13 protein-coding genes are annotated in these 12,740 nt (G+C 37.3%); 9 read left to right on the plus strand and 4 right to left on the minus strand.

Annotated features, from left to right (window positions below; translation table 11 throughout):
- Nucleotides 1–111: 111 nt before the first annotated feature.
- The 5 genes from EUBDOL_RS09340 to murQ all read left to right on the plus strand — a co-directional run bounded on the left by EUBDOL_RS09340 (nt 112) and on the right by murQ (nt 4,718).
- Nucleotides 112–951 carry a MurR/RpiR family transcriptional regulator gene (locus tag EUBDOL_RS09340; RefSeq protein ID WP_218915110.1) on the plus strand — a complete coding sequence of 280 codons (840 nt, stop codon included), beginning with the start codon at nt 112–114 and terminating at the stop codon, nt 949–951.
- Between the two features lie 80 nt (nt 952–1,031).
- On the plus strand, nt 1,032–1,496 hold the full coding sequence (locus EUBDOL_RS09345; protein WP_004800701.1) for a PTS sugar transporter subunit IIB: 465 nt from the start codon (nt 1,032–1,034) through the stop codon (nt 1,494–1,496).
- A 12-nt stretch (nt 1,497–1,508) separates the two neighbouring features.
- Nucleotides 1,509–3,098, plus strand: coding sequence for a PTS system mannose/fructose/sorbose family transporter subunit IID (locus tag EUBDOL_RS09350; RefSeq protein ID WP_004800702.1), 1,590 nt, complete (start codon nt 1,509–1,511; stop codon nt 3,096–3,098).
- On the plus strand, nt 3,088–3,798 hold the full coding sequence (locus EUBDOL_RS09355; RefSeq protein WP_004800703.1) for an N-acetylmannosamine-6-phosphate 2-epimerase: 711 nt from the start codon (nt 3,088–3,090) through the stop codon (nt 3,796–3,798). The genes EUBDOL_RS09350 and EUBDOL_RS09355 overlap by 11 nt, the downstream gene beginning before the upstream one ends.
- Nucleotides 3,795–4,718 (plus strand): N-acetylmuramic acid 6-phosphate etherase, encoded by a 924-nt coding sequence (gene murQ / locus EUBDOL_RS09360; RefSeq protein WP_004800704.1) that lies wholly within the window; start codon nt 3,795–3,797, stop codon nt 4,716–4,718. The genes EUBDOL_RS09355 and murQ overlap by 4 nt, the downstream gene beginning before the upstream one ends.
- A 119-nt stretch (nt 4,719–4,837) precedes the next feature.
- On the opposite strand, the gene EUBDOL_RS09365 is transcribed toward murQ, so the two are convergent.
- Together EUBDOL_RS09365 and EUBDOL_RS09370 are read right to left on the minus strand one after the other, a co-directional pair.
- The gene (locus EUBDOL_RS09365) at nt 4,838–5,713 is read right to left on the minus strand and encodes an NAD(P)-dependent oxidoreductase (protein ID WP_004800705.1); all 876 of its coding nucleotides are present in this window, start codon (nt 5,711–5,713) and stop codon (nt 4,838–4,840) included.
- A gap of 18 nt (nt 5,714–5,731) precedes the next feature.
- Complete coding sequence (locus EUBDOL_RS09370; RefSeq protein ID WP_004800706.1) at nt 5,732–6,598, minus strand: hypothetical protein; 867 nt, start codon at nt 6,596–6,598, stop codon at nt 5,732–5,734.
- 93 nt (nt 6,599–6,691) lie between these two features.
- On the opposite strand from EUBDOL_RS09370, the gene EUBDOL_RS09375 reads away from it, so the two are divergent.
- Nucleotides 6,692–7,858, plus strand: a complete 1,167-nt coding sequence (locus tag EUBDOL_RS09375; RefSeq protein WP_004800707.1) for a cation diffusion facilitator family transporter — start codon at nt 6,692–6,694, stop codon at nt 7,856–7,858.
- Nucleotides 7,859–7,870: 12 nt separating this feature from the next.
- Here the strand turns inward: EUBDOL_RS09375 and pgeF are convergent, their stop codons facing one another.
- Both pgeF and EUBDOL_RS09385 read right to left on the minus strand, forming a co-directional pair.
- Nucleotides 7,871–8,638: a peptidoglycan editing factor PgeF gene (pgeF, locus tag EUBDOL_RS09380; protein ID WP_004800708.1), complete on the minus strand. Its 768-nt coding sequence runs from the start codon at nt 8,636–8,638 to the stop codon at nt 7,871–7,873.
- Between the two features lie 135 nt (nt 8,639–8,773).
- Complete coding sequence (locus tag EUBDOL_RS09385) at nt 8,774–9,283, minus strand: peptidoglycan-binding domain-containing protein (RefSeq protein ID WP_004800709.1); 510 nt, start codon at nt 9,281–9,283, stop codon at nt 8,774–8,776.
- A gap of 109 nt (nt 9,284–9,392) precedes the next feature.
- Here EUBDOL_RS09385 and EUBDOL_RS09390 point away from each other — a divergent pair, with 109 nt between their 5' ends.
- Genes EUBDOL_RS09390 through EUBDOL_RS11585 form a run of 3 tightly spaced genes read left to right on the plus strand, consistent with a single transcriptional unit; the run spans nt 9,393 to nt 12,700 of the window.
- Entirely contained in the window at nt 9,393–10,700 is a 1,308-nt protein-coding gene (locus tag EUBDOL_RS09390; RefSeq protein ID WP_004800710.1) for a M18 family aminopeptidase, read from the plus strand.
- Nucleotides 10,701–10,757: 57 nt separating this feature from the next.
- Nucleotides 10,758–11,186 carry an MSCRAMM family protein gene (locus tag EUBDOL_RS09395; protein ID WP_004800711.1) on the plus strand — a complete coding sequence of 143 codons (429 nt, stop codon included), beginning with the start codon at nt 10,758–10,760 and terminating at the stop codon, nt 11,184–11,186.
- A 44-nt stretch (nt 11,187–11,230) separates the two neighbouring features.
- Nucleotides 11,231–12,700: a GNAT family N-acetyltransferase gene (locus EUBDOL_RS11585; RefSeq protein ID WP_235713709.1), complete on the plus strand. Its 1,470-nt coding sequence runs from the start codon at nt 11,231–11,233 to the stop codon at nt 12,698–12,700.
- The last annotated feature ends 40 nt before the right edge of the window (nt 12,701–12,740 follow it).

A 12,740-nucleotide genomic window follows, 5' to 3' on the forward strand; every position in this document is an offset into this window, starting at 1 on the left:
TGGCGGTTTAGCTAAGCATCGTCTGTTTTTTTAGTTTAAAAAACGATGTTTCTGTTTTACAGGCTTTCGATTATAATATGATATATAAATTAAGTTTAAAGGAGAATGAAAATGAGTGTGCTTGTTAAGTTGAGAGAGTATCATACCCTCTCTAATTCCGAAAATGAAGTAAGAATGTATATTTTAAGAAATAGTAAGAAAGTTATTTCAATGTCTACACAAGAACTCGCAGCGAAGAGCTATACTTCGCCTGCGACAGTTATTCGTTTATGTAAACGTTTGGAATTAAAAGGATACAGTGAATTAAAAATACAATTAGCTAGTGAAATTAAAGCATTTGAAACGATGAATTTAGATGTTGTAGATCAAACAACTTTTAAAAAAGGTGATAGTTTAACAGAATTAATAGATAAAGTAACAGATATAAGTATTCATTCTATTGAAGAAACGCGCCTTTTGTTGGATTATGAGGTATTGCTTTGTGTTGCAAGACAAATTATGGATGCCAGTATTATAGATTTATATGGTGTAGGGGCAAGTAATAATATTGCATTTGATGCAGGCTATAAGTTTATGCGTATCGGTAAAAGTATTTCTTGTTTATCTTTGATTGATCGTCAAAGAATTCAAGCGATTAATTCAGACTCTAGCCATTTCGCAATCATTATTTCTTATTCTGGCGAAACTCCAGAGATTATTGAAATTGCAAAAATATTAGAAAAAAATAATGTACCTGCAGTATCTATTACTGGTAGTATTCAAAATCAATTAGTAAACTTAGTAGAATATAATTTATTTGTTAGCTCGAGAGAAAGTAATTTTAGAAATGGTGCAATTGTATCAAGAACATCAACATTATATATGCTTGATTTGATTTATATTACTTGTATTTCATTGAATTATGACGATTCCGCTAAAAGGTTAGGACAAACCTTAACCATTTCAAAATAAGGAATAAAATTTCATAATATATCTAATATATTGAAATAATAATCCACCTAAATTACAATGTCGATAAGGAGGTAAGAAACATGATTACATTAGCAAGAGTCGATGAACGACTTATCCATGGACAAGTAGCTTATGCTTGGACAATGGTCTATCCAAGTGATGCGATTATTGTAGTTGATCAAGAAGCAGAAAAAGATGCATTACAAAGATCATTGTTGGAAATGGCTTGTCCGCGAACGATGAAGTGCTTTATTGCCAATGAAAGTAAAAGTGTGGAAATTTTGAAAAAATATCCGAAAAAGAAATTCTTTCTTGTGGCAAAACACCCGCAATCATTTTTAACAATTATGAAACAGGGAATTGAGATGAAGAACATTAATATTGGTGGAATTTATTTCAAAGAGGGTAGAAAACAAATTACAAATACTGTTTTCTTGGATCAAAAAAGTATGGATATTTTGAAGGAGCTTCATGAAAGGGGAGTATATCTTGATGGGAGAACTACTCCTTCGGATAATGAGCTTGATTTATTTACGAAATTATAAAGAGGTGGGAATATGAGTTTAGTTACAGCGTTGTTGCTCAGTACTTTTATTGCATTATTAATTACAGAGAATTATGGATATGGGTATTGGATGATTTCCAGACCTGTTTTTGCTGGACCACTTGTTGGTATGATTTTGGGAGATATTGAAACAGGATTATATGTTGGTGCAACAGTGGAATTGATGTATATGGGAATATTGCCGATAGGTGGTTCCGTACCTCCAAACGCACAAATTGCCGGGACAATTTCCACCGTTTTTGCGATAACTAGTGGAGATGCTTCCGTAGGTATTGCGTTGGCTATTCCAATTGGAACATTGGCTCAATTATTGATTATGTTAGCATGGAATATTAACATTTATCTGATGCATCGTGCAGATCAATATATTGAAGCAGGGAATTTTAAGGCAGTTGAACGTGCACATTTAATGGGAATTCCAATTTTCTTTAGCGTTTTCTTTGTTTCTAGTTTTTTAGCTATTTATTTTGGTTCAGATTTTGTAAAGATGCTAGTAGATGGTATGCCAATTTGGCTAAGTAATGGTTTAACCATAGCTTCTAAAATGCTTCCGGCAGTTGGAATGGCAATGTTATTAAAAATGATGGATTTCAAGAAATATTGGTGCTTTTTCTTAGGTGGATTTGTTTTGGTAGGATATTTGAATTTGAATCAGACAGCAGTAAGTTTGATTGCCGTAGTGATTGCTGTGGCTATTTATCAGCTTAGCGAAAATAATAAGCAAGATGATTTCGATGATGAGTTTCAAGACGAAAATGAGGAAATTGTTAGCAATATAGATTTATCATTAACAAATAAAGAATTGAGAAAAACTTTTATTCGCTCTTTCTTTTCAATGACATCTATCAATTATGAACGCTATTGTTCTTTAGGATTTTGTTATGCTATGATTCCTGCAATTAAAAAGTTATATACAAGCAAAGAAGAACAAATAGCAGCATTAAGAAGACATAATGAATTTTTTAACTGTCATCCTTATACAGGAAATGCGGTAATTGGAGTTGCCTTAGCGTTGGAAGAACAAAGAGCACAAGGAAAAGAAATTTCTGATGAAGCAATTGCTTCAACAAAGACAGCTCTTATGGGTCCTTTGTCTGGTGTGGGAGATTCTATATTTAAGGCAGTATTTATGACAATTTTTGCAGCTCTAGCAGCTGGTTTAGCATTGGAAGGAAATTATTTGGCACCATTTGTGTTTATCATTCCTAATGTTGCTTTAAATCTTGCATCACGCTGGTTGTTTATTAAATATGGTCATAAAATGGGAGTATCTATTGTATCTAAAATGAATACCGGTGGTTTGCTTGATAAGTTTATTAGTGGTGCTACGATTGTCGGAATGATGGTTACAGGTGCAATGACAGTAGGTTTTGTGAGTGTTCCATTGAATGTTACATGGAATATTAGCGGAAAAGAAATTGTTTTATTAGATATTATTAATTCGATTCTACCGGGATTGTTACCATTGATTTTAGTTCTTATTTTCCATCAAATTTTAGTAAAGCAAAAAAAGGGTATGTATATTTGTATCTTAGCGTGTTTTGTAATTGGTATTTTAGGAGCTGTTGTCCATGTGTTCTAATAGAAAGAAACAAGCAGTATTGAATAAGCTGCAAAATAAACTTATTGTGTCTTGTCAAGCTCGTGTAGGGTGGGCAATGTATGGTTCTGATATTATGGCAGCCTTTGCAAAAGCTGCGGAAGAAGGAGGTGCAGCTGGCATAAGAGCTACCGGAGCGGATAATATTACAAAAATTAAGGAAAAGGTTGATTTGCCGATTATTGGTATCAATAAGCAGTTTGGAAAATATCCTGTCTATATTACTCCAACATATCAAAGTGCTAAAGAGATTCTCGATTGTGGAATTGATGTGATTGCTCTTGATGCTACGAGTCGCCTAAGACCAAATGGAGAAACATTAGAAACGATTGTTGAACAAATTCGTTTAAATTACCCCGATGTATTGATCATGGGTGAGATATCTACACTAGAAGAAGCAAAAGCAATTTTACCTTTAAAGCTTGATTTAATTTCAACAACTCTTTCCGGCTATACAGAAGAAAGTAAAGAGGTTACTGCTGTTAATTTAAAGTTAATTCATGAAATCAGTCAGATTACAGCGATTCCTATTATTGCCGAAGGAAAAATAAAAAATGAGGTAGAAGCACAATCCGCCTTAGATGCAGGAGCATTTGCAGTTGTAGTGGGAACCTCTATTACACGTCCTGAGATTATTACATCTCGTTATGTTACTTACTTAAAGGAGCATGAGAATATATGAAAACCAATGGGATAATTGATTCTTTGACTACGGAAAAGGTTAATGCTGATACGAAAAGAATTGATGAAATGAATGCCTATGAAATTGTGAAGCGAATCAATGAAGAGGATAAGAAAGTAGCTTTAGCAGTAGAAAAGCAGTTAGATAAAATAGCAAGGGCTTCAGAGGCCATGACAAAACGCTATGTAAAGGGTGGACGAATCATTTATATAGGAGCCGGAACAAGTGGAAGGCTAGGAGTGATGGACGCGGTGGAACTCGTACCTACTTACTCTGTTCCTTTTGAACGCGCAATTGGTATCATGGCAGGAGGAGAGGGAGCTTTTATCAAAGCAGTTGAAGGTGCGGAGGATAATGCTGAACTTGCTATTGAAGATTTAAAAAAGATACAGCTTTGTGAAAAAGATATTGTAATTGGAATTGCTGCTTCCGGAAGAACTCCATATACGATTGGTGCACTTGAATATGCTAACAAAGTTGGTGCACTTACAATTTCTGTAGTATGTAATGAGCAAGGGAAAATGAATGAAATTGCACAAATTCCGATTGTCGTTGCAACAGGGGCGGAAGTTATTGCAGGAAGTACAAGGATGAAAGCTGGAACCGCACAAAAGCTTGTGTTGAATATGCTTTCTACTTCAACGATGATCCAAGCAGGATATGTATATCAGAATTATATGGTTTATGTGCAAGCTACAAATGAAAAACTGATAGAACGAGCACGAAGAATGCTTGTATCAATTTTGGAAATATCTTATGATGAGGCATGTGAGCTTTTTGCGAAAGCGGATAATTCGGTGGCATGTGCAATTGTTATGAAGAATACAAAATGTAGCAGAGAACAAGCTGAAGAAGCATTAAATTATGTTCATGGAAAAGTTCGTTTAGCAATTCAGCATATAAGTAAAGAAAATCAGTAGTTTGATGAAAAGAGGTATGGCTCATATAAAACATATATGAGTATATCTCTTTTTTACAAAAAAATGCTGATAGAGAAATTTCTATCAGCATAGTAACAAATTTCTAAATATAAGTGAAATCATATAAGCTTTTCATCGTTATCATAATAATGAATAAGAGCCTGAGTTCCGAGATTTTCTTCTCCGTTTTTAGCTAATGTACGATACATTTCCAAAACTGTATTTAACATCATCAATTCCATATCCTTGGCGTTCATCTCCGCTTTGATTATATTCATATCTTTAATAAAATGCTTGATGTAAAAACCAGGTTGAAAATCATTCGCTAAAACACGAGGAGCCGTATGTTCTAACTGCCAACTACCGGCAGCACCCTTTGAAATAGCATTAAGCATTTTTTCTACCGGAAGATTCTGCTTACAGGCATATACGATAGCTTCGCTCATTGCCGCAACGGCACCTGCAACAGCGATTTGATTACAAGCTTTGGCATGCTGTCCACAGCCGGCTGCTCCCATGTAATGTATAGAAGTTCCTAAGATTTTAAACAAAGGATATGCCTGTTCAAAAACCTCTTTATCTCCACCGACCATAATAGATAAAGTAGCGCTTTTTGCACCGCTATCTCCACCGGATACCGGAGCATCTAACATATATGCGTGATACATTTTAGCTTTTTCATATAAGCTTTGAGCTAATGCAGGAGAAGAAGTGGTCATATCAATTAAGATACAGCCCTTTTTGATATGTTCGAAAATACCGTCTTTACATGTATAAATATCTTCTACATCTTTTGGATAGCCAACCATTGTAAAAACGACATCTGCATCTTTTACACAGGCGGCAATGGATTCGCAAATATGCACACCATGTTCCTTTAAAGGCAACATTTTCTCAAATGTACGATTGTACGCTGATACATCGTGTCCTGCTTTTTTTAAATGTATAAGCATAGCACTACCCATAACTCCTGTTCCGATCCATGCAAGCTTCATTCTATCACCTCTATGCCATTATAACAAAAATAAAAAGAGAATAGAAGCTAAGACTGCTTGCAGGATACGAAAACCACAATAGCAAGCATAAGAATATGGAAAGGAGCATAAAGAACGGGTTTGTAAATGTACACAAAAACCACCGAAACTTAGTAGTATGCATATAAGCAATTGCTTGATGACAAGGGGATAGGGGAGTGTCATACTTAAAAATATTCCACTTGAAAATTCGCTAAGCATTTGAACGATATGACATTGAGAAGGTGAAAGCCATAAACAAATAACAGCGGTAATGCTTGTTACTAACATTAAATAACCACCGAGCATAAATAAGGAAAGACCACTATCAAGCATCGCTGCCTTCAAACTCTTGGTTTCTGTTTGCAAAGGAAGCATGGAAATGGGAGTAGAACGCGTTATCAATAGCAGTAGTGCAACAGCTGCAATTTGTATAAGAAATAAGCGCCAGCCGATCTGAGCGGATTGGAAAATACCGATTCCACAGCTGATGAGGATAAAACCGGGAGAAGCGATGCTACATGTATATAATAAACGTTTTGCTTGCCGGTGGGTAAGTCGTTGTTGCTGATATGCTTCTTCAATAAGCAGTGCACCATTAGGAAAGCCTAGTAATAAAATGCAAAAAAATAAGGAAAGTGCATATTGATTCATATGAAATGTTTTTTCCAGCAGTGGAAGATGGAGTGATGGAAAGAGTCCTTGATAATATAGATAACGAATGCAGATCAAACTTACAAACATAGATGGTACGAGAACTTCAAACCACAAGGTAAGTGCCTTTTTGGAGCTATCAAGAATTGTAGAGCCATAAAAAAAGATGAGGAAACCGACACCGAAGAAAAGAAAATGACGTAGTTGTTTCATTGTATCACCAGTTTCATTGTATGTAGAAAAAAAGAAATCTTCCCCAAATTTTGAAATTGTGTTAAAATTTATCGTACGAAAGCAGGTGATTTGATGTTTTCTTTTTTAGTCAAAAAATGTATCTCTAATGCCGAACAGTACGAAAAATCGGAAGTTCGTACGGCATATGGCAATTTGGCAAGCTTGGTGGGAATCTTTTTGAATATTGTGCTATGTGCTTTAAAGTTTTTAGCCGGAACGATTGCCAACAGTGTTTCGATTACTGCCGATGCCATTAACAATTTATCAGACGCAGGAAGTTCCTTGATTGCGTTGGTCAGCTTTAAACTTTCCAGTAAGCCCGCAGATGAAGACCACCCATTTGGACATGCTCGGTATGAATGTATTGCATCAATGATTGTTGCGACTTTAATTTTGTTTCTAGGAATTGAGTTGATCAGCTCTAGTGTGGACAAGATCCTACACCCGGAAATCGTGGTATTCAGCTGGCTGTCTTTTGCTATTTTGACGTTGTCAATTGCAGTTAAGCTGTATATGTTTTTATACAATCGTAAGTATGGACGCTTGATTCATTCTTCTGTTATGCAGGCTACTGCCGCAGATTCTATCAGTGATGCGATTGCTACGGCAGCAGTGCTTATTTCTATGGTTATTTCTCCGCTGATTCATTTCAATCTTGATGGCTATGTCGGAGTAGTGGTAGCTTGCTTTATTCTTTTGGCAGGCTATGGCATCATTAAGGAAGCCTTAAATGAGATTTTAGGTCAAGCACCGAGTAAGGAGCTTGTGCATGAGATTGCAAAGCGTATCGAAGGTACGTCGGGGGTGTTGGGTATGCATGATTTGATCGTGCATGACTATGGAGCAAATCGTTTATTCGCTTCCGTACACGTAGAGGTTGATTATCGTGAAGATGTGTTCAAATCGCATGATATGATTGATAACTTAGAGCGTGAGTTTAAGCAGGATATGAATATTGAGATGGTTATTCACATGGATCCGGTTGTTGCTAACGATTCGAAGCTGAATGAATTGAAGGAATATATGAATCTCGGTGTTAAAGAAATTGATAAGGAGTGCTCCTTGCATGATTTTCGAATGGTTCCGGGAGAAACGCACACCAATTTGATTTTTGATGTCGTTGTTCCTTTTCATGTGAAAATGAGCAATGTAGAAATTCAGAAGCGTTTGGAAGAACATATCAAAAAAAAGGATCACATGTATTTTTTGGTTATTACCTATGATCGCCTATACGTATAAAAAGAAAAGCGTCTAAACGCTTTTACGTAGGATATAGCTTAGATGGCGACCACACTGCTTATCTCTTCGATAAGAGAAGAAAGCATCGTTATCAAAAAAGGTATCGTTTGGATTCACGGTAATATTTTCCTTTCGAACACCGCAGTTAATGAGCATTTGTTCATTTAAGCCCTTATTGTCGATGAGGGCTTTTTCTTTGCTGATACGTTGGATAAAGCGAGCGGTATCAAAGCTCATAGAGGCTATTTGATCGACGACCTCATTGCCTACCTCAAAGCTTTTAAAGCCGATTGCACAAGAAATATATGCAAGTAAATGGCTAGGGTCGACTCCCTCCTGTTGCGAAAGTCTTTCAACACATTTTCGTGTAATTTCCTTTACACTTCCTTGCCAACCACTATGAATGGCTGCGATAATGTTTGTGTAGGGATCATACAATAGAACCGCAACACAATCAGCATGAAATACACCAATGCCAATATCGCTTTCCCTTGTATAGAGAGCATCACAATCATCAATGCCATCGTTAAAAGCAAAGGCACCTTTTCCTTTATCCTTGCTTTCTACTTTATAAATGTGGTCGCTATGAGTTTGCTTGGCAAATACCCAATCCGATGCTTTTGTATCTAAAGTATTTGCTAAAACGGTACGATTTTCTAAAATGCTATCCGCGTTATGGTTGGTATGCAATGCCAAATCAAAGCATTCCTTTTGTGCTGGATCGCGTAACGTAGTTCCAGCTAGGATATGCATGGCTGGTTTCCAAAGTATTTGTTTCATATCGGTTCCTTCTTTCGCTTATTAGTATATGCCAAGAGGGTTTAAAAATTCAACAAAAGAATTGAAAAAGCAATCATGACTTATTTGTGAATACTTTTTGTATGTATATGCAAAAAAACCGGCGGAAACACCGGTTTAGAAACCATTGCGGGTATTGATGATAGCGTCCCACGTTGCTTTGCCGATAGTAGCGTCAATGGTGAGATCATATAAATATTGAAACATGGAAACCGTAGTAGCTGTTTGCTCACCAAACATACCGTCCATTGGTACAGGACGCAAGCAGCTGTTTTTAGTAGCAATTTCATTGAGATATTCTTGCATTTTGAAAACCTCTAAGCCTTGACTTCCTTTCGCAAGGAAAAAAGAACGGCTGGCAACGGGAATATTGGTAATGATGCGTAGCTCTCGTAATTTGTTGACGATTGCGCTCCATGTGGCATCATCTATCTTGCCGTTGATCGGAAGTCTTGAATACGCCTGGAACTCTCGTACGGCGTTTGCGGTTATCGCTCCGAAATCACCGTCTTGATTAACTTTTGTAGTAATTAAGCCACGTTCCTGAAACATATTGAGATATGCTTGCATTTTATTCACTCCGATTCCGGTAGAACCGATAGTTAAGGGTGTAAATGTATGATTCATATTTTTTCCTCCTCTTTAACAGTCTATGAATTTTTACGATAGAAAGCTGTGTACTTGCCTAATTTTTTCTGTTTTGTGGTATAATAAGCGCTATCGGAGGAATGAACTTATGGAAACTACACAATTTACGGATTTTTTATCTTTTATGGAAGAAAGCAAAAGCTGTTTTCATGCAGTTAAAGAAATGAAAAAACGCCTTGCTATGGAAGGTTTTACAGATTTGCAGGAAAGTAAGCATTGGACTCTTGAAAAGGGTGGGAAATACATGGTTACGCGCAATGGCTCCAGTTTGTTGGCGTTTCGAATCGGTGAGGAGGTTGAACGTGATTACAGCTTTATGATTGCGGCCTCTCATAGTGATGCACCGACTTATAAGCTAAAAGAAAATGTGCAAAAAGAAAGCGGGCACTGTATCCAGCTAAATACAGAAGGCTATGGTGGTATGATTGCGGCAAGTTGGTTGGATCGTCCTTTGTCAATTGCCGGTCGCGTATTGATCAAAACAGAAAATGGCTGTTGTACAAAGCTGGTTGATTTTGATAAAGATATGGTTATGATACCGAACTTGGCTATTCACATGAATCGAGACATCAATTCTTCTCATTCCTATAATGCCGCAAAGGATATGGTTCCTTTATACACTGATGAACGTGATGCCGATTTTTTGGCAGAGCTTGCGAAGCTGTTGCAAGTGGAGAAGGAAGCGATTGTAGGACATGATCTGTATTTGTATAATCGTATGAAACCAAGTGTTTGGGGAAATGGTCGTTTCTTTTCCTGTGGACGCATTGATGATTTGGAATGTGCCTATACTACACTTCAAGGCTTTTTGCAGGGAGGTCATCGAAAAAGTGTACAGGTGTTTGCGTGCTTTGATAATGAAGAAGTAGGCTCCGGCACTAAGCAGGGAGCGGCTTCTACTTTCTTACAAGATGTGTTGCTGCGGATTCATGAAGCATTGGGCTTTACAAAGGAAGAATTTTACATGGCGATTGCTCATAGTATGATGCTGTCCGCAGATAATGCACATGCTTTTCACCCAAACTATCCGGAAAGCTATGATAAGGAGCATGCCGTATATATGAATGAGGGGGTTGTTGTTAAATTCAATGCCAATCAAAAATATACCAGTGATGCTATTAGTAAAGGAATTTTTGAGGTTATGTGTCAAAAGGCGAATGTGCCATTGCAGTATTATGCCAATCGCTCGGATATGGCAGGGGGAAGTACTTTGGGAAATATTTCGACAAGACAGGTTTCCTTGCACAGTGTGGATATTGGCTTGGCACAGCTGGCAATGCATTCCAGCTATGAAACTGCCGGTGTAAAGGATATTGCTTATATGATTGCTGCAGTACGTGCTTTCTTTACAACCTATTTAGTAGAAAATGAAGAATTGTCTTTTGAACTAATCTAGTCCGTGAAAGCGGACTTTTTTTTATTTCCTTCACATATAGTTATCTAGGGTGAGAGAATGTATATCCTATCTATTTTGGTAAGTATTCAACTGATTTTTGCTGGTTATAACAGCATTGATATTTATATTTGTGATGAAAATCAAAAACCGCTCGAATATGCGCAATTAAATGTGCAAGATGCGCAAGGTAAGCTTGTGGCAAGTGGAAAAAGTAATGCACAAGGATATGTGGCAGTCGGACAATTGCTGAAGGGTAGCTATGTGCTGTCGGTGGCAGGTGTTGAAGGATATGCCTTAAGTGAACCGGTGGATTTACAGGTTACTTCATACAATGAGCAGCACCATGTGGTTGTTTCCATTGCTTTGGAAAAGGAAAAGCCGACGAAGTTTTCTGTCAATATTTCGATGCTGATCTTATTTAGTTTCTTGTGTGGAGGATTTTCCTTAGGTACTCGTTATGTTTGGAAAGTATGCAAGAAGGGATAGGAAAGAAAAGAGATTTCGTTTATAATAACAGTATGAAGAAAGTATTGGAAACCAAACGTGTCTATTTACGGGAAATGGATTATACAGATTTCGATGATTTATGTGAAATACTTTGTGATGCTCGAGTCATGAAGGCTTATGAGCATGCCTTTTCAAAAGAAGAGGCATTGGATTGGTTGAAGCGTCAAATGCAGCGCTATAAAGAAGATGGAGTCGGTTTATGGGCGATGATTCGAAAAAGTGATCAAGCATTTTTGGGGCAGTGTGGAATCACAGTGCAGCAGCTCTGCAATCGCCAGGTGTATGAAATCGGTTATCTTTTAAAGTATGAGCATTGGCATCAGGGATATGCAAGAGAGGCAGCGATTGCTTGCCGTGAATATGCTTTCCATACACTTAAGCTAGATGCGGTATATTCGATTATTCGTGATACTAATTATGCCAGTCAAAAGGTGGCGTTAGCAAATAATATGAAGCCGATCGTTACCTTTGTTAAGCATTATTATGGTATGGGTATGCCGCATATTGCTTATGAGGTAAAAAATCCGTGTTTATGCTTATATGTAGATAGTGAGTTTGATGCGGTAAGGTATGCAGGAAAACATTATCAATGCGTGATTTCTCTTGGAGCAGTATTATGTGATTTTCAAGGGAATCAAGTAACGAGTTTTTATGAAACGATACGACCACGCTATTTCAAATCACTAACAAGGGTGGTTTCGCAAATAACCAAGTTGACCGGACAAGAGATTCGCTCTTCCAAATCATTGGCAGAGGTATTGGAGCATTTTGAAAGGTGGCTGTGTCAATATAAGAAACAGCAGCCGGTGTTAAGCTTTAGCTTCGGTCCAGATGATAAGCGCACCCTCAGCAAGCATTGTGAGTTGGAAAAGGTGGATATGCCATTGGTTTTACAGTATATGCAGGATTTGCAAAGACCGCTTTCGCAAAGTGTTGTTTATCATGGAAATGTTGTGTCGCCGACACTTTCCCTTGATGCTTTGAAAAAAGTTTATGGAATACTTGGAAAAGTAGAGCATAATGCAAGAAGCGATGCGCTTGATTTGATGGAGCTGCATCACTGTTATCAAGCAAGGCAACCGGTACTTGAGGAAGAGGTGTTAAAACTTGTAAAGAAGCGGGAAGAAAAAGCCTATGCCGCACGTATGAAACAGCAACAAAAACTGTATCAAATCATGAAAGAGCGCTTTGCTTTTTGTTCGGGAAAAGTGGAAATCCGTTTTTATCCCGAGGTATTACAAGCCTTTGCCACATGGCAGTCATACGATGAACAACTGCCTTTGCGTTTTCGAAAAAAAGGGGTATATTATGAGGGCAAAATGGTAGCCTATGATCATTTACACATGTGCATGTATATGGAATGGGAGGGAGAGCTTCCAAGTGTCATATTATCGTTATCCGATGGAACAACAAAGGGACACGTAAGGCTTTTGGTAAATTATCGCAATGCGACGCTTATCGAGACAATCTTAAAACGGTGTATGGATTGTTAAAAATACAAGAAAAGGATTGAATTTTTTTAAGAATATGTTA

The sequence above is a fragment of the Amedibacillus dolichus DSM 3991 genome (assembly GCF_000154285.1).
Classification (GTDB): Bacteria; Bacillota_I; Bacilli_A; order Erysipelotrichales; family Erysipelotrichaceae; genus Amedibacillus; species Amedibacillus dolichus.

Coding starts and splice junctions, on each gene's coding strand:
- EUBDOL_RS09340 (WP_218915110.1), top strand. CDS start 112: ATGAGTGTGCTTGTTAAGTTGAGAGAGTATCATACCCTCTCTAATTCC.
- EUBDOL_RS09345 (WP_004800701.1), top strand. CDS start 1,032: ATGATTACATTAGCAAGAGTCGATGAACGACTTATCCATGGACAAGTA.
- EUBDOL_RS09350 (WP_004800702.1), top strand. CDS start 1,509: ATGAGTTTAGTTACAGCGTTGTTGCTCAGTACTTTTATTGCATTATTA.
- EUBDOL_RS09355 (WP_004800703.1), top strand. CDS start 3,088: ATGTGTTCTAATAGAAAGAAACAAGCAGTATTGAATAAGCTGCAAAAT.
- murQ (WP_004800704.1), top strand. CDS start 3,795: ATGAAAACCAATGGGATAATTGATTCTTTGACTACGGAAAAGGTTAAT.
- EUBDOL_RS09365 (WP_004800705.1), bottom strand. CDS start 5,713: ATGAAGCTTGCATGGATCGGAACAGGAGTTATGGGTAGTGCTATGCTT.
- EUBDOL_RS09370 (WP_004800706.1), bottom strand. CDS start 6,598: ATGAAACAACTACGTCATTTTCTTTTCTTCGGTGTCGGTTTCCTCATC.
- EUBDOL_RS09375 (WP_004800707.1), top strand. CDS start 6,692: ATGTTTTCTTTTTTAGTCAAAAAATGTATCTCTAATGCCGAACAGTAC.
- pgeF (WP_004800708.1), bottom strand. CDS start 8,638: ATGAAACAAATACTTTGGAAACCAGCCATGCATATCCTAGCTGGAACT.
- EUBDOL_RS09385 (WP_004800709.1), bottom strand. CDS start 9,283: ATGAATCATACATTTACACCCTTAACTATCGGTTCTACCGGAATCGGA.
- EUBDOL_RS09390 (WP_004800710.1), top strand. CDS start 9,393: ATGGAAACTACACAATTTACGGATTTTTTATCTTTTATGGAAGAAAGC.
- EUBDOL_RS09395 (WP_004800711.1), top strand. CDS start 10,758: ATGTATATCCTATCTATTTTGGTAAGTATTCAACTGATTTTTGCTGGT.